The organism is Micromonospora sp. NPDC049175 (assembly GCF_043197345.1).
In the GTDB taxonomy this organism is placed as follows: domain Bacteria; phylum Actinomycetota; class Actinomycetes; order Mycobacteriales; family Micromonosporaceae; genus Micromonospora.
In genome coordinates, this window is sequence record NZ_JBICSY010000004.1 from 532439 (window position 1) to 548410 (window position 15972).

A 15972-nucleotide genomic window follows, 5' to 3' on the forward strand; every position below is an offset into this window, starting at 1 on the left:
AAACCCGTACCCCGGGGTACGGGTCAACGTGTCGATCATCGCGGTGCCAGGACGGCCGTTTCCTGCCAGTCTGGCGATGAAAAGGCATCCTGAGCAGGGAGTGTGTGATGACGGCAATCAGCCGGGTACGGGGTCGGCAGATCCTCGACAGCAGGGGCAACCCGACCGTGGAGGCCGACGTGGTGCTCACCGACGGGTCGAGCGGGCGCGCGGCCGTGCCCTCCGGGGCGTCGACGGGAGCGAACGAGGCTGTCGAGCTGCGCGACGGGGATCACACGCGCTTCCACGGCAGGGGCGTCACGACGGCGGTCGCCGCCGTGAACGGTGCGATCGCCGACGCGGTGATCGGGCTCGACGCGGAGGACCAGGCGCTCGTCGACGAGACGATGATCGCTCTCGACGGTTCGACGGACAAGAGTCGACTCGGCGCCAACGCGATCCTCGCGGTGTCCCTGGCGGCGGCAAAGGCGGCGGCATCGGCGCACCGGCAGCCGCTGTACCGCTACGTCGGCGGGGTGGGGGCCCGGCTGCTGCCGGTGCCGATGATGAACATCATCAACGGCGGCGCGCACGCCGACAACCCGCTGGACTTCCAGGAATTCATGATCGCTCCGGTAGGGGCGCGGACGTTCGCCGAGGCGGTCCGGATGGGCGCGGAGGTCTTCCACACCCTCCGGAGGTCCCTGGCGGAGGCCGGGCACAGCACGAACGTCGGTGACGAGGGCGGCTTCGCGCCGACCTTCACCGACGCCGACGAGGCGCTGCGTTTCGTGCTGCGCGCGATCGAGGACGCCGGCTATGAGCCCGGCGCCGACCTGACGATCTGCCTCGACCCGGCCAGCTCGGAGTTCTTCACCGACGGCGTCTACGACTACGTCGGCGAGGGGCGGCGGCGCACCGTCGAGGAGCACGTCGACTACCTGCTCGACCTGGTCTCCCGGTACCCGATCAGCTCGGTCGAGGACCCGATGGCCGAGGACGACATCGCCGGGTGGAAGCGGCTGACCGCGCTGGCGGGGGAGCGGGTGCAGTTGGTCGGCGACGACGTCTTCTGCACCGACGTCGACCGCCTGCGTGACGGGATCGAGGGCGGCTACGCAAACGCGATCCTGGTCAAGGTCAACCAGATCGGCACGCTCACCGAGACCCTCGCGACGGTGGACGCCGCCCACAAGGCGGGCTACCGGGTGGTGATGTCGCACCGCTCCGGCGAGACCGAGGACACCACGATCGCCGACCTTGCCGTGGGCGTCGGCTGCGGCCAGATCAAGACCGGCTCGCTGTCGCGCTCCGACCGCACCGCCAAGTACAACCAGCTCATCCGCATCGAGGAGGAGTTGGGCGACCGCGCCGTCTACGCGGGAACGCGCTGACCCCGGCGGCCCCCTGCTCCGTGGGTGGGGCGTCTCGTGGGTGACGGGCCTAGGTTTACGTGCAGACAGCCTCTGATCTGGAGGGAACCTGCTGATGGCTGAGATCACCGTGCGTTCCATGACTGTCGCCGACGCCGACCGGGTGCTGGCGATCTACCAGGCCGGCCTCGATGCCGGCAACGCCAGCTTCGAGACCACCGCGCCGACCTGGGCGGCATTCGACGCGACCCGGTTGACCGGGCACCGGTTCGTGGCCGTCGACCCCGACGGCACCGTTCTCGGCTGGATCGCCGTCTCGCCGACCTCGACCCGCGCGGTCTACGCCGGTGTGGTCGAGCACTCCGTCTATGTGGATCCAGCCGCCCAGGGCCGCGGCGTCGCCCGGCTGCTGTTGGAGGCGCTCGTCGCCTCCACCGAGGCCGCCGGCATCTGGACGATCCAGTCCGGGATCTTCCCGGAGAACGCCGCCAGCCTGACGCTGCACCGGCGGGCCGGGTTCCGGGTCGTCGGCGTACGCGAGCGGGTCGGTCGCCACCACGGCCGCTGGCGTGACGTCGTCCTGCTGGAACGCCGCAGTCCCGCCATCACCTGACGGCAGGCGTCAGTCGCCCGGGCTCGTCGGTACGGGTCAGTCCGGCAGGGCCACCCCCGGGCGGGAGGCTTCCTCGCGCCCGGGGGCGCGGCGACAGGGCCGACTGGGCCGGTCGGATCGACCAGACGACAGCGTGGGCGAGGACCGCCGGATCCGCCATGGTGATACTCACACTCGGTGCACAGCGGGCCGCAACTCGTCACGTACATGCGACCATCGATGCACGTTACGTAAGTGCGGGCGCTGGGTGGGTGGGGGAGCATGCCCAAGAGTCAGGTGCGGCGTGACCATTTCGGAGGTCTCCTCAGGACCCTCCGCCTGGAGCGGCGGCTGACCCAGGAGGAGCTTGCCGAAGCGGCCGGTTCCAGTGTCCGTGGCATCCGGGAGATGGAGCGCGGCCGGGTGCGCAGCCCGCAACGACGGACTGTGGTTCTGCTCGCCGACGCCCTGCGGCTGGCCGGGGCGGACCGCGACCATTTCGTCGCCCTGGCCCGGGTCGAGCGGCAGCCGCACGACCGAGCGGCGGTGCCGGAGGACCACGCGGAGGTGCCGGAGGACCGCGTGAAGGTGCCGGAGGACCGCGTGGCGGTGCCGGAGGACCGCGCGGCGGTGCCTGACCACTGCGCGGAGGTGCCGGAGGACCGCGTCAGGGTGCCGGGCGATCACGCCGAGGTGCCGGAGGACCGCGTCACGGTGCCTGGCGACCGCGCGGAGGTGCCGCACGATCGCCTCTCGGTGCCGCACGGCCGCCCGGCGGTGGTCGTACCCGGGGAACTGCCCGCCGCCGTTCCGGACCTGGCCGGCCGGGCGGAGATCCTGGAACGGCTCTCGGCGCTGGCCGCCGACGTCACCGCGGGACGGCCGGACAGCGCCTCGGTGGTGGTGCTGCACGGGCCGCCGGGGATCGGCAAGACCAGCCTCGCCGTCGCCGCTGGACATCGGCTCAGCTCGGCCTTCGCCGGCGGTCAGCTCTTCGTCGACCTGCAGGGCGCCTCGCCGGACGGCCCGATCGACCCGTCCGAGGCGTTGGCCGGATTGCTGCGGTCGCTCGGGGTGCCGGACAGCCGGGTGCCGGTGTCGCCGGCCGAGCGGGGTGGTCTGTTCCGCACCCTCACCCGGGACCGGCCGCTGCTTGTGGTTCTGGACAACGCGGCAAGCGAGGCACAGATACGCCCACTGCTGCCGGCCGGGCGGGGATGCCTCGCGCTGGTCACCTCCCGGCGTCCACTGACGGGTCTCGCCGGCGCGGTCCGCCTGCCGCTCGACCTGCTCGCCCCGACGGCCGGTCGACTGCTGCTCGAGGCGATCGTCGGTGCCGACCGGATCGCCGCCGAGCCGGCCGCGGCCGACCACATCGTCAAACTCTGCGGCCGGCTGCCGCTGGCCGTCCGGATCGCCGGCAACCGCCTCGCCAGCCGTCCGCAGTGGTCGGTCGGCTGGCTGGTGGACCTGCTCCGCGACCAGCGTCAGCGGCTGACCGTGCTGACCGCTGGGGACCTGGGCGTCCGCTCCGCGTTCGAGGTCTCCTACCGGCAACTGGACCCGACGACCGCGCGGGTGTTCCGGCGGGCCTCGCTGATTCCCGGCACCGACTTCGAACCCGCGCTGGTCGCCGCCGTGGCCGGCACCGACGAGGAGACCGCGGCGGCGGCCCTGGAGGAGTTGGTCGAGGCCAGCGTCCTCCTGACCATGGGGGACCGGTACCAGTTCCACGACCTGGTCCGGCTCTACGCCCAGGAACGCCTCGACGCCGAGGAACCGCAGGCCAGCCGGACAGCGGCGCACGAGCAGATGGTCGGCTGGCTGCTGCGGCGTACCCGGGAGGCCGGCCTGATGTTCGAGCCGGTCGCCCGTCGGGTCGACTCCCCGTTCGACGACGACCGGGCGGCGGCGTACTGGTTGGATCGGGAGTCCGGCAACTGGCTGGCGGCGCTGCGCGACGCGGCCCGGAGTGGCCGGCACGCGGACGTGGTCGCGGTCACCAGGGCTCTGCACTGGTACTCGGACGCCAACAGTCACCGGCACTCCTGGGACGAGATCTTCTCGCTGGGAGTGGCCGCGGCCCGGGCTGCCGGTAGCCCCCGCGACGAGGCCGTCCTGTTGAACTTCCTGGGCTGGGCCCGGTACTTCTGCCGGGACCGCAACACCGACGGGCTGGCCGCCCTGGCCCGGGCGCTGGAACTGGCCCGCCGGATCGGGGACCGCCGGGAGGAGGCGTGGGCACTCGCCTACACCGCCGCCATCCTGATCCGCATCGGCCGCGGCGGGTCGGCCGTCGAGAGTGCCCGCCGGGCCATGAGCCTGTTCCGCGAGATCGGGTACGCCCTCGGCGAGCACAGCGCGGCGAGCGTGCTGGGCGGAGCGCTGGCCGCACTCGGCCGGTTCTCCGAAGCGGCCGAGTTGCACCGCGACGTACTGGCGTTCTACGCCCAGGGCAACGGTCTCAGCCGTACCGGCGCGGCGGTGGCCCGGGCCGGCGCGATGATGAGTCTCGGCGCGGACCTGGCCGGGTTGGGCCGGTGGCGGGCCGCCGCCGACGAGTACGCCCGCGCCCGGCAGGTGTTCAACCGGTCCGGCGCGACGTTCAGCGAGGCCGTCGCCATCCACCGGTACGGGCTCGCGCTTCAGGCGTTGGGCGAGGTCGACGCTGCGGCCGAGGCGCTGCGGGCGGCGCTGGCCCTGTATGCCGTGCTGTCCTGCCCGTGGTGGGAGGCGCAGACCCTGTCCGCGCTCGCGGCGCTGGCCGGCTCGGCTCCGGGCCGGGCCGCCGACGCCCGCCTGCTGCGCGAGCGGGCGCTCGACAGGTGCGGCGAACTGGATGCCCCGGAGGTGCGGACCCTGCGCGCCACCCTGCGACGCGAGCTTGCCGAGTCCTGATCCCGGACACGGACCGGGCCCCGCCGACGGTGCGGCGGGGCCCGGTGTGCAGGGACAGGGGTCAGTTGCAGGTGGTGCCGTTGAGGGTGAACGGTGCCGACGTGGCGGGGGGGCCGCTCGCGGTGAAGCCGAAGTTGACGGCGCCGCCGGTCGGGATGCTGGCGTTGTGGTTCTCGTTGGTGACGGTCACCGCCGAGCCGGCCTGCTGGAAGAGGCCGTTCCAGTGGCCCTCGACGAGTTGTCCACCCGGGAAGGTGAAGCCCAACGACCAGCCGTTGGCGGCCGGGCCGTCGTTGTAGACGGTGACGCTGGCGCTGTAGCCGGTGACCCACGAGTTGGTGACGACGAAGGAGACCCGGCAGGTGCTGGCGATCTTCGTCGCCGGGACGATGTTGCCGTAGTCGTCGCGGGCGGTGGCGAAGTCCTGGAAGCCGAAGCCCCGACCGGCCGATCGGGTGGTGGTGCCGGCGGCGAGCACGGTGCCGTTGGCGTTGACGGCGTAGACCGGGCCGCCACTGTCGCCGCCCCGTGCGGCCTCGTTGCCGTCGAGCTGGGTGGCCTCGACGAGGTCCTCGATGTCGTCGTAGTGGTAGTCGACCCGCAGGTTGCAGACCGGACCGCCGATGGCACCCGCGGAGGTGTAGCCGGACTGGCACAGCAGTTGGCCGGGGAAGACCTCGGTCCAGCCGATGACCTGGGCGCGGACCTCGTCCTGCTGGCCGCCGACGTAGAGGTGGTTGCCGGGCGTGGCCGTCGAAATGATCATCGTGTCGTGGTCGTCATTGCTGTCCACCGCGTAGCCGACCAGGGTGCCGGTGCCGGTTTTCTTGTTCCAGCCGACGTGCCAGGGTGAGCCGATGGCACCGCAGTGTTCGGCGGTGAGGATGTAACCGGCGTTGGTGTCGGCGTTGCGTACGCCGAAGCCCGCGGTACACCCGGGCGTGGTGAACCCGATGCCGGCCCCGCCGTCGAACGGCGCGGCGTCGTTGGCCCGTGACCGTTCGACCATCTGGTCGCGTTCGACGAGGCTGGTACGCACGCCGGTGACCGGTAGCTTCGGCAGCTTGGCGCTCGGGGTGCGGTCGACGGCGATCTCGATGCCGCTGCCGTCTGTGCGTAGCCGGACCGCGTGGCTGGCGTCCGTCGGGTCGGCCTCCACCACCGGCGTGAGTCTGGTGGCCGCCTTGCGCAGTTCGGCGCGGGAGTAGGTGGCGTTGGCCACCTCGACCGGCGCGGCGCGGCGGGCGGCGGTGACGGCCGCGGCGATGTCGGTGGGCGGCGCACCCTTCCACCACAGGGTGACGTGGTCGTCGACCAGGCCGATGCCCGCATAGCCGCGTGCCGGCGCGCGGTCCACCGCGGTGCGGATGACATTGGCCGCGTCGACAAGTGGGGCCTGGGCGACCATCTGGTCCAGGGTCTGTGCCGGGATGATGTCGAGGAGGGACTTGGCGGCCCCGGCGGCCCCCGGTTGGCCGGACTCCGCGTACGCGGAGGTGGGACCGGTGAGCGCCGTCGCGCCGACCAGTGCCCCGACGACCACCGTATGGGTGATCGCTTTCCGAAGTGATGTCATGCCGCTGAGTCAAGCAACGGCCGCTGCCGGGAGACAGGCAGGACGCCCGGCAGGAGTCAACATGCCGGCGGTCCTGCCGGCAGTCGTGCCGGGCGGTGTCGACGCCGTCGGGTGGGGCCGCCGGCACCGTCACCGCCGGCTGGCGCAGGCCACGCAGGTCCGCGCCGACGGGCGGGCCAGCAGGCGCTCGGCGGGAATGGGACGGGCGCACCGTTCACACACGCCGTAGCTGCCGTCGTCGACCCGGCCCAGCGCGACGTCCAGCTCGGCCAGGCGGCGGCGGGCCGCGCCCAGCACGGCGGTGAGCTGCGCGCGTTCGAAGGCGATGGTGCTGCCCTCGGGGTCGTGTTCGTCGTCGGCGTTCGACGACCGGGACGCCTCGAAGAGGCTCCGCAGGTCGCCCTCCAGGGCGGTGGCCTGGGCCTCGGTCTGCTCGCGCAGCCGCAGCAGTGCCTCGCGGACCGCGCTGGAGTCGCTGGTCATGGCCCTCCACGGTACTGCGGGATGACAGCGGTCACATCGCTGGCATTTCGAGACGACCGGTCATATCGTAGTGGTGTCAGCCAGGGCCCGAGCGAAGGAGCGTCACGACATGCCACGACCCAAGTCGTCGACCTCGGCCGGGACCAGGCAGCGGTTGTCCGACGCCGCGTTGGATCTGTTCCACATGCGCGGTTACAACGGGACGAGCGTTCAGGACATCGTCGCCGCCGCCGGTGCGCCCAAGGGCACCTTCTACAACCATTTCGCCAGTAAAGAGGATCTCGCCCTCGACTCGGTGGCGAGATACTCGGCGGCAATGGGGCTGGAGATGCTCGACGAGAAGCGGGGTGGGACGCCGCGCGAGCGGATCGTCGGCCACCTGCGATACATCACCGGCCTTGGCGACACGATGGGGGATCGCGGTTGCCTGCTGGGCAACTTCGCCAGTGAGATTCCCGCGCACAGCGACGTCTTGCGGGCTGCCGTCGACGCCGGTCTCAGTCGCTGGGTCGCCGTGCTCGCCGTGGCGATCGAGCAGGCGCGAGCTGCCGGTGAGATGCACGGTGACGAGCCCGCCGGTGACCTGGCCGGCTTCATCGTCTCCAGCTACGAGGGTGCGGCGGCGCGGGCGAAGGCCTCCGGTGACCTGACCGCCCTCCACGAGTTCCTCACGATCACCACGGGGCGGATCCTCACCTGATCCGTGTCGGTCCCCACCCGCACTGATGCGCGTGTCCGGCCAGTTCGCGCGGCGTGCATCCAATTTAAGACGACCGGTCGTACGCCTTCGACCGGAGACCCATCACCTACCCGCAAGGAGTGCGACATGAGCACCTATCTGATCAACCACCTGCGTATCCCGGGCGGAGTGCCGACCGAGGAGTCCCTGCGTTACCTGGAGCAGGTGGAGGCCACCACCAAGCCGTACGGCGCGAAGTGGCTCGTCCTGGACGCCCAGGTGCAGGTCATCGAGGGCTCCTGGGAGGGCTCGGCGGTCCTGATCGAGTTCCCGGACGCGGAGACCGCGAAGGCCTGGTACAACTCCGCCGAGTACCAGGCGATCCTGCCGCTGCGCGTCAACCACACCATCAACGACCTGATCCTGGTGGACTCCGTCAGCCCCGACTTCACGGTGGCCGGCTACGCGCGTCAGATCCGGACCCTGCTCGGCCAGTGACAACCACTCGCTGACCTGCCGTCGGGCGATCCCCGCGCACGCCGTGGCATGCGCGGGGATCGCCTACATGAAGTTGCGGGTGTGCAGGGCCGAGAGCGCGGCGGCCTCGTCGGCCCGGAAGCCCAGGCGGACGAGCCGGCGCTGGCGGCCCTGATCCATCGCGTGTTGCAGGGCCTGCACCCGGTCGAAGCCGGCGGACACCTCGTCCGGATGCCAACCACCCGACGCGAGCACCACGAGCGCGTCGAAGACGTCCGCGTTGAGGCCCGCGGTGTCGACCAGCGCGTCGTGGCGGCGGTGGATGGCCGCCCGCAGCCGATCCCGCAGCAGCGGGTCCAGTTGTGCCTGATGTTCCAGGTGCGCCATGCCGAACAGCACGTGCCGGCGCTCGTCCTGCATGGCGAGCCAGCAGATCCGGCGCGTCACCCGGTCGGGGGCGAACTGGTGCAGGAACGACAGCAGATCGACGAAGCTGCCCTCGCCGAGCACGGAGAGCAGGAACGAGGCGAGTGCGAAGTCGGACTCCGCGACGAGCGTGAAGAGCGACTGCCGGCCGCCGGCCGACGACGTGCCCAACTCGACGCCGCGCAGGAGTGCCCGTCGGCTGAACACCTCCATGTGCCGCGCCTCGTCGGCCATCTGCACGGCCAGAAGCTGCACCACCTCGCGAAAGTGCGGGTGGATGCGCCCCACGAACCGGGCCGGTACGACGAGCGCGGCCTGCTCGTTCTCCACCAGGTAGGTCATCACCTGCACCACCGCGGCCTCGACGTCGGCCGGCAGCACGAACGGATCGTTCCACGGCACCGCTGCCTGCGGATCCCACTGTCGTGCCGCCGCCTGCGCGTACAACTGCGGGGCGATCTCGGCCCACACCAGGTCCCGGTCGTCCAGGTCGAACCGGGCCTCGGGGCCGCCGGCCTCGAGCAGCGCGCCCCGGGCGCCGAGCCCCCAACGCGCCGGTGGGCGGCTGCTCAGCGCCGACGGCAGCGCGGGCCCGGCCCGTTCCGCGCCGAACCAGCGGTCGTCGTCCGCCGTCCCCCGTACGACCACCGCCACCAGATCACCGCTGTCGCCCCGAGCCGGCGACTCGACCCGATGACCCCGACCACGGCACCAGGCGGGCAGGTGGACGGGCAACGCCGGGTCGCGACCGAGCACCGCCACCCGGCCTCCGGGTGGCAGGCCGGCCAGGGCGCGTTGCACGAGCAGGTGCGCTCCCCGGCCGAAGCCCAGATCGCCGAGGTGGACCTCGACGTCGGCGGCCGGCGGGCCGCTCACGGGCGATAGTCCGTGGCCGTCACCCGCCCGTCGGGAGAGTAGAAGCCGCTGACGTCGACCGCCCTGGCAAGCAGGGTGTATCCGCTGGTGCGACCGTCCTTCCAGGCCGTCAGCCCCTCCAGGTCGAGCAGCGGACGCACCTGCGGATCGGCGTACGACATGCCGAGCAGCAGTGTGCCGAAGAGCTGGACCCCGGCGGACTCCGGATCGCGGACCGTCATGTTGCAGTGGTCGTAGGGCGCGGTCTGCCCGACGATCCGGGTGCCCTCGGGCGGCAGCGTGCCCTCCCGCACGAACCCGAGGTGGTTGGCGTCGATCATGCAGGCGGCGTCGACCTCCCCGCTCAACAGGGCGCGGGCCGCGTCGCGCTCCCCGCCGACGTGGTCGCCGTGCAGGCCGACACCGACGTCGAAGCGGCGGACGTCGACGTCGACGCCGGCGGTCGCGAGGTGGTCCAGCGGGAGCAGCGTTGCTTGTGGACTGTCCACCGCGCCGACGGCCACCCGCCTCCCGGCGAGATCCGCGACCTGTCGCACCGGGGAGTCGGCACGCACCACCACGACCGAGGTGAGGTCCTGGTCGGTGTCGCGCATGGTCAGCGCGTGGACGGCGGTGCCGGTGGCTGCCGCCAGCCGTTCGGCCCGCAACCAGGCCAGCGGCGAGTTCCAGGCCGCGTCGATCCGGCCGGCGACGAGATCCTCGACCTGTCGCTCGTAGTGCGAGTAGAGGACGAAGTCGAAGTCCAGGCCCCGCCCGCGCAACCAGGCTCGGAAACCCTCCCAGATGGTCACCACCTTGGGGTCGTACGCGACAGCGCCCATCAGGACCCTCGGCGCCGGCATCAGCGGTTGGCCTCGTCGAACAGGGGCAACCCGGTGGCGACCCGACCGACGAAGTCGTGCAGGGCGTCGGTGGTCGGTGCCATCACCCGGGCCGCGCGCGCGTCGCGGAAACGGCGCTCCAGGCCCAACTCCCGGCGGAACGCGCTGCCGCCGCAGAGCTGCATCGCGCCATCTGTCACGTCGGCGACGGTCTCGCCGGCGAGGGCCTTGACCTGCAATACCCGCAGCATCGCGTCGTCGCGGCCGGTCTCCAGCGCGGTGAGGGTGTCGCCCAGGAAAGCGCGCAGAGCGTCGGTGCGGATCATCAGTCGGGCGAGGTCGCGGCGAGGAACTGGCGCGTCGCGCAGGGCGGCGCCGGTGTGCGTGAGCGTCGTCCCGGTGAGATGCCGGCAGGCCTCGGCGACCGCGCTGTCGGCCAGACCCAGACAGAACGCGGCGTTGAGCACCAGGAACCAGGGGAGAACAGCGCCCAGTGCGGTGTCCAGCCCCGCGCCGTCGGCCGCCATCATCGCCGTCGACGGGACGCGGAGCCCGTCGGCGGTCATCGGCCGGGAGCCGTTGCCGCGTAGGCCGAGCCCGTCGAAATCGCCGGTCACGGTCAGGCCGGGGCTGTCGGCGGGCACGAGCCAGAGCGTCATCGGCCCCGCGTCGCGGGACAGCGGGAGGCTCGACCAGACGTAGCTGTTGGCCTCGCCGGCCGAGGTGACCCAGCTCTTGCGGGCGTCGAGGCGGACCGTGCCGTCGTCGGTGGTGCTCGCGGTGCCGGTCGGTGACCAGAAGTGGCTGCGCGAACCGTACTCGGAGAAGGCCAACGTGGCGAGATGGCCGCCGGTGGCGATGGCCGCGCGGACCTCGCGCGGGCCGTGCGCCTCGATGACGGCGGTCGCCGCGTAGTGCATCAGCACCACCATCGCGGTGGACCCACACTCGGCGGCCAGCCGCTCGACGACCTCGGCGACCACACGCATGCCGTGACCGCCGCCACCGACCTCGGTCGAGGAGGCCAGGCCGAGCAGGCCGGCCGCGGCGAGGGCGTCGACACCCGGTCGGGGGAAGGTCCCCTCCCGGTCGACGATCGCCGACCGCGGGCGGATCACCTCGTCGACCACCGTGCCGAGCGGATCTGCCACGGCGGCGTCGGGATGGGCGCTGTCGACAGTCGTCGTCATGGCGGTGCCCTTCGGCCGGAGCGGTGGGACCGCCGTCGACACTATCCGAAGGGGAGCACGGAGCGCGAGGGTCGGATCACCGTCTGGTGCGGCTGCCGTCCCGGTGCGGCCGGCCGTGCCCGTCGTCCCGGTCGATCCGCAACTCGCGTTCCAACTCGGCGATGACCGCCCGCAGGTCGTCCAGCCGCTGGGTGAGCGCGATGCGGTCCACCTCGTCCGGTACGCCGTCGCCGTCCTCGTCGTAGTCGGGGGCCAGCCGCTCGGTCATCTCCAACCGGCGTGCCTCCTCCATCGAGTTGACGATGACGGCGATGAGGATGTTGAGCAGGAGGTTGACGGTGATGACGACGTAGCTGACGTAGTAGAGCAGCGTCCACGGCGAGATGGCCATGCCCTGCTCGATGAGGTCCGGCAGCGTCTCCAGCGACAGCAGCACGAACAGCGTCAGCAGCGACTTGCCGATGTCGCCGTACTCGTCCGGATACCGGCTGCCGAAGATCAGCCAGCCGGCCATCCCGTACACGTAGAGGGTCACCACGGCCAGGGCGAGGAAACCGGTGACGCCCGGCAGGCTGCGCCACAGCGCGGAGACGATGGTCCGCAGGCCCGGCGAGAACCGCACCAACCGGACCATGCGGGCGACCCGTACGACGCGCAGCAGCGCGGGATCGCCGTGCAGGCCCGGTATGAAGATCGCCGCGATCACCACGAAGTCGAAGACGTTCCAGCCGTGCCGGAAGAAGTCCTGCGGACGCCTGCCGTACGCCGCCAGCCGGACGCCGATCTCGACGACGAAGACGGCGCGGAAGACCAGCTCCAGCCAGTGCAGCGCGGTGCCCGCCGGAGTCAGGTCGTCGTACGTCTCCAGGCCGAGGACGACCCCGTTGGCGAGGATGACCACCACGATGACGATCTCGAAGGGGCGTGACCCGGCGAGCCTGGCGCAGTGCGCGGTCCAACGGGATCGGTGCTGCTCGGGTGGGCCCGGCTCACGCCGCTGGGCGGGCACGGGGCTGGCGGGCATGCCCGCCAGCCTAGCCAAGATCAATGATCGCGGGCGACCGTGTGATCCCGCTCAGGCGTGGCTCGTCCGCTCCGGCGTCACCGGGGCCGCGAAGAACTCGGCGAGCGGGTCGACAATCCTGGGGTACGCCCGGTTGACGGCGTCATGGCCGCTGCGCGGAACCGTCAACGTCCGCGCTCGCGGCAGTGCGCGGGCCAACGCCGCGTTCAGGTCCCGGTAGTAGGGCGGACCATCGGCGCCGTAGGCCAGCAGCACGTCGGCGGTCACTCCGGCCCACTGGCTGGCCGGGCCGTCGTGCGCTCGGATCAGCGCCGATTCGTCAAGCGTCAACGGCAGCAACTCGGCCATCGTCCGGCCGATCGGGGTGCGCATGAACGCGCGGATGATCGCGATCCGTACGCCGAGCGGGAGCTTCCCCGCTGCCATCTGTGGGTTGATGCCGGCGGCCGTGATGGCGAGGCCCCGAGCGATGTCACCGGCCCGCAGCGCCGCCTGGGCGGGTGCGAGCCACGCCGACGGAAATCCGCCGTCGATGGAGACCGCGGCGTCGTAGAGGGCGAGTCGGTCGATCGGCAGCCGGAGTGCTGCCTCGAGCGCGATGAAACCGCCGGAGCTGTGGCCGATGACGTTGCCGGACCCGGTGTGCTCCAGCACCACGGCGAGGTCGTCGATCTCCTGCTCCACCGTGTAGGGCATCGACCTGGGTGGTGCGTCGGCCCGTCCCCGTCGGTTGTAGAGGTGCACGGTGAACCGGTCGGCGAGCGCCGTGGCCAGCCGGCGGTAGACGTCGATGGTGACACCGCCGCCGTGCACCACGACGATGCCGGGCCCCTCTCCCGTGGAGTGCAGCACGACGCTCGCGCCGTCCCGTGCGCTGATCCGTTCCATGATCGTCCACCCTTCTGCCACGACAACAACTGCGAACGACGTTTGCAGTTTACAGTAGATCAGTGAGCGACGCATCCACCGGAGCCGGCGACGGCGACTCCGCTCGGCAGCCGATCTGGGGCAGGCCCGAACGCGGCAGCCGCGGCCCCGCCCCGGCGCACAGCCGGGACGCCATCGTCGTGGCCGCCATCGCCCTGGCCGACAGCGAAGGGCTTGCCGCGGTGTCGATGCGTGCTGTCGCCGGCGCGCTCGGCACCGGCGCGGGATCCCTCTACCGCTACCTGTCGTCGCGCGACGATCTCCTGGACCTGATGACCGACCGGGTCGTGGGGGAGTTGCGGCCCTATCCGGAGGCCCAGGGAGACTGGCTGGACTCGATGCTGCTGTTGGGCCGCCGGCAGTTGGCTCTGCACCGTGCGCACCCGTGGCTGATCGAGGTGAGTCACCGGACCTCCGGCATCGGCCCCGAGAGCCTGGCCTGGTTCGACAACTGCATTCGGATCCTGGAGCCGGTGCCGGCAGTTGTCACCGCGAAGTTCGAGGCGATCGCGATGATGAACGGCGTGGTGACCCTCTTCGCCCGCAGCGAGGCCGCCTCCGGGGCGTTCAGCTTCGCCGGTGCCGACCTCGCGGCGTACCCGCACCTGGTCGCGGCGTTCCGCCAGCCCCCCGCGCCCGCGCCCCGAACGGATCTCTTCGAGCGGGCCCTGCGCGGTCTGCTGAGCGGTCTGCTGCTCGCCGAGCCGTCCGAGGCGGGCTGACCGGGCTGGCGCCGAGGTGGGGTCGACCGTTCCGTTCCCCGACGCGGTCCCTACTGGTCTAGGTTTTCGGTGGTGGCGAGACCGGTCGGTGAGCGCCGACGGGCGACGAGAAGGTCGCACGTGCGCTGGTGAGAGGTGTGCGATGGCAGATTCTGATCTTGCCGACCTGCGGGAACGGGCCGCCGGCGGTGACCGGGACGCGATCGACCAGCTCGTCGAGCTTGCCGGCGAACGGGGTGACCTGGCGGAGCTGCGCCAGCTCGCGGAGAGCGGCAACGCCGACGCGGCGGCGCAACTCGTCGAGCTCGCCAGCGAACTCGGCGACATGGACGAGCTGCGGCGTCTCGCCGATCGGGGCGACCGGGACGCGGTCGACCAACTCGTCGAGGTGGCGGCGGAGCGGGCCGACGTCGGTGAACTTCGACGGCTCGCCGACGCGGGCAATCGCGACGCCGCCGACGTGTTGGCCGAGCTCGCCGACCAGGAGGACGAGGCGGAGTAGACGCCGTACGCCGGGCGGGCGACGGGGGAGTGTGCCCCGTCGCCCGCCCGACATCACCCCGCGTGGTGGCCAGGGTCAGGCCCGCGCGGCCCGGACGGCGTCGCGCAGCGGGGTGCTCGGCCGGCCGAGCAGCCGGCTCAGGTCGTCGCTGTCGGTCGCCAGCTCACCGAGGGCGATCGAGTGGTCGAGTGCGGCGACGAACCCGGCGGTGCCGGCGTCGAGCCCCACGTTCTCCAGGGTCGAGGCCAGCTCGGCGGCCGACAGGTCCCGGTGGACGACCGTCGTGCCGGTGACCTCCGTGACGGCCTCGGCCAACTCGTCGAAGGTGAACGCGGTCCCGCCCAGTTCGTAGACGGCGTTACCGTCCTGGGGGCGGGTCAGCGCCGCGACGGCGGCGCCCGCGTAGTCCGCCCGGGTCGCGGCGGAGATCTTGCTGCCCCCGCTGGCGCCGAGGATCGTGCCGGTCTGCAGGTACTGCGGCAGTTGGTCGGTGTAGTTCTCGATGTACCAGCTGTTGCGCAACACGGTGTGGGTCAGACCCGACGAGGCGAGGACCTCCTCGGTGGCCCTGTGCTCTGGGGCGAGCGGGTTCGTGGTGGTGTCGGCCTTCAGGATGCTCGTGTAGATCAGGCGTTCGACCCCGGCGAGCGTGGCCGCCTCGATGACCGCGGTGTGCTGTGCGACGCGCTGACCGGGAGTGTCGCCGGAGATGAGCAGCAGGCGGCGTACGCCGGCCACGGCGCCGGGCAGCGTCGACGGGTCGTCGTAGGTGGCCTGGCGGATCTCGACCCCGCGCGCGGCCAGGTCGGCGGCCTTCTCCGGACTGCGGACGATGGCGGCGATCTCGGCGGCGGGTACGCCGGAGTCGAGCAACTGCTCGATCACGAGGCGGCCCAGCCGGCCGGTGGCGCCGGTGACGGCATAGGTGGGCATGGGAACCTCCGGTTGGACGGTGACGATTTGCCAGCACTTACGAATCTACAGCACGAGCTGATAGGTAACCGTCGGGTAGGCTGGTGAGGTGAACGACATGCCGGCCCAGGACCCGGCGGGGCCTACCCAGGAATTCGTCAGCGATGTCTTCGCGCGGGGGTGCACCTCCCGCGCCGCCTTCGAGGACGTCACCTCGAAGTGGGCCTCGCTCGCCCTGCTGGCGCTCGGTGAGAGCCGCTACCGGTTCAACGCGCTGCGTCGCCGCATCGACGGCATCAGCGAGCGAATGCTCTCCCAGACCCTGCAGACCCTCGAACGCGACGGAATGCTTACCCGCGAGGTGCTCACCGCGATCCCACCGCGCGTCGAATACTCGCTGACCCCCCTCGGCGCTCGGGTCGCCGAGCAGTTGCGCGGCCTCGCCGACCTGCTGGAAGCCTCGGTGCCCGAGGTGCAGACGGCCCGCGACACCCACGAGCGCGACCGGGCCTAGC

Annotated in this window: 16 protein-coding genes; 8 read left to right on the forward strand and 8 right to left on the reverse strand. The window is 71.8% G+C overall.

Annotated features, from left to right (window positions below):
• Nucleotides 1-107: 107 nt before the first annotated feature.
• The 3 genes from eno to ACGFH8_RS19440 all read left to right on the forward strand — a co-directional run bounded on the left by eno (nt 108) and on the right by ACGFH8_RS19440 (nt 4842).
• A complete protein-coding gene (eno, locus tag ACGFH8_RS19430) occupies nt 108-1373 on the forward strand; it encodes a phosphopyruvate hydratase (protein WP_393368706.1) in 1266 nt (421 codons plus the stop codon).
• A gap of 94 nt (nt 1374-1467) precedes the next feature.
• Nucleotides 1468-1965: a GNAT family N-acetyltransferase gene (locus ACGFH8_RS19435; RefSeq protein ID WP_393368708.1), complete on the forward strand. Its 498-nt coding sequence runs from the start codon at nt 1468-1470 to the stop codon at nt 1963-1965.
• 261 nt (nt 1966-2226) lie between these two features.
• On the forward strand, nt 2227-4842 hold the full coding sequence (locus ACGFH8_RS19440) for an ATP-binding protein (RefSeq protein WP_393368711.1): 2616 nt from the start codon (nt 2227-2229) through the stop codon (nt 4840-4842).
• Nucleotides 4843-4903: 61 nt separating this feature from the next.
• On the opposite strand, the gene ACGFH8_RS19445 is transcribed toward ACGFH8_RS19440, so the two are convergent.
• The gene (locus ACGFH8_RS19445; RefSeq protein ID WP_393368714.1) at nt 4904-6418 is read right to left on the reverse strand and encodes a cellulose binding domain-containing protein; all 1515 of its coding nucleotides are present in this window, start codon (nt 6416-6418) and stop codon (nt 4904-4906) included.
• Between the two features lie 129 nt (nt 6419-6547).
• Nucleotides 6548-6901, reverse strand: coding sequence for a TraR/DksA family transcriptional regulator (locus tag ACGFH8_RS19450; RefSeq protein WP_393368716.1), 354 nt, complete (start codon nt 6899-6901; stop codon nt 6548-6550).
• Between the two features lie 109 nt (nt 6902-7010).
• Between ACGFH8_RS19450 and ACGFH8_RS19455 the strand changes: the two genes are divergently transcribed.
• Together ACGFH8_RS19455 and ACGFH8_RS19460 are read left to right on the forward strand one after the other, a co-directional pair.
• Complete coding sequence (locus ACGFH8_RS19455; protein ID WP_393368718.1) at nt 7011-7601, forward strand: TetR/AcrR family transcriptional regulator; 591 nt, start codon at nt 7011-7013, stop codon at nt 7599-7601.
• Between the two features lie 126 nt (nt 7602-7727).
• The gene (locus ACGFH8_RS19460; protein WP_393368721.1) at nt 7728-8078 is read left to right on the forward strand and encodes a DUF1330 domain-containing protein; all 351 of its coding nucleotides are present in this window, start codon (nt 7728-7730) and stop codon (nt 8076-8078) included.
• A 63-nt stretch (nt 8079-8141) separates the two neighbouring features.
• On the opposite strand, the gene ACGFH8_RS19465 is transcribed toward ACGFH8_RS19460, so the two are convergent.
• From ACGFH8_RS19465 to ACGFH8_RS19485, 5 genes are all read right to left on the reverse strand, one after another.
• Nucleotides 8142-9359 carry a ferritin-like domain-containing protein gene (locus ACGFH8_RS19465; RefSeq protein ID WP_393368724.1) on the reverse strand — a complete coding sequence of 406 codons (1218 nt, stop codon included), beginning with the start codon at nt 9357-9359 and terminating at the stop codon, nt 8142-8144.
• Entirely contained in the window at nt 9356-10201 is an 846-nt protein-coding gene (locus ACGFH8_RS19470) for a phosphate/phosphite/phosphonate ABC transporter substrate-binding protein (protein ID WP_393368727.1), read from the reverse strand. The genes ACGFH8_RS19465 and ACGFH8_RS19470 overlap by 4 nt, the downstream gene beginning before the upstream one ends.
• Nucleotides 10201-11370, reverse strand: a complete 1170-nt coding sequence (locus ACGFH8_RS19475) for an acyl-CoA dehydrogenase family protein (RefSeq protein WP_393368729.1) — start codon at nt 11368-11370, stop codon at nt 10201-10203. The genes ACGFH8_RS19470 and ACGFH8_RS19475 overlap by 1 nt, the downstream gene beginning before the upstream one ends.
• Before the next feature lie 76 nt (nt 11371-11446).
• The gene (locus ACGFH8_RS19480; protein WP_393368732.1) at nt 11447-12394 is read right to left on the reverse strand and encodes an ion transporter; all 948 of its coding nucleotides are present in this window, start codon (nt 12392-12394) and stop codon (nt 11447-11449) included.
• Nucleotides 12395-12445: 51 nt separating this feature from the next.
• Complete coding sequence (locus tag ACGFH8_RS19485; RefSeq protein ID WP_393368735.1) at nt 12446-13282, reverse strand: alpha/beta fold hydrolase; 837 nt, start codon at nt 13280-13282, stop codon at nt 12446-12448.
• A 62-nt stretch (nt 13283-13344) separates the two neighbouring features.
• On the opposite strand from ACGFH8_RS19485, the gene ACGFH8_RS19490 reads away from it, so the two are divergent.
• Together ACGFH8_RS19490 and ACGFH8_RS19495 are read left to right on the forward strand one after the other, a co-directional pair.
• Nucleotides 13345-14043, forward strand: coding sequence for a TetR/AcrR family transcriptional regulator (locus ACGFH8_RS19490; protein ID WP_393368737.1), 699 nt, complete (start codon nt 13345-13347; stop codon nt 14041-14043).
• A gap of 142 nt (nt 14044-14185) precedes the next feature.
• The gene (locus tag ACGFH8_RS19495) at nt 14186-14545 is read left to right on the forward strand and encodes a hypothetical protein (protein ID WP_393368740.1); all 360 of its coding nucleotides are present in this window, start codon (nt 14186-14188) and stop codon (nt 14543-14545) included.
• Between the two features lie 75 nt (nt 14546-14620).
• Here ACGFH8_RS19495 and ACGFH8_RS19500 read toward each other — a convergent pair whose 3' ends face one another.
• Nucleotides 14621-15478, reverse strand: a complete 858-nt coding sequence (locus ACGFH8_RS19500; protein ID WP_393368742.1) for an SDR family oxidoreductase — start codon at nt 15476-15478, stop codon at nt 14621-14623.
• 97 nt (nt 15479-15575) lie between these two features.
• Between ACGFH8_RS19500 and ACGFH8_RS19505 the strand changes: the two genes are divergently transcribed.
• Complete coding sequence (locus ACGFH8_RS19505; RefSeq protein WP_393369118.1) at nt 15576-15971, forward strand: winged helix-turn-helix transcriptional regulator; 396 nt, start codon at nt 15576-15578, stop codon at nt 15969-15971.
• Nucleotide 15972: the final 1 nt, after the last annotated feature.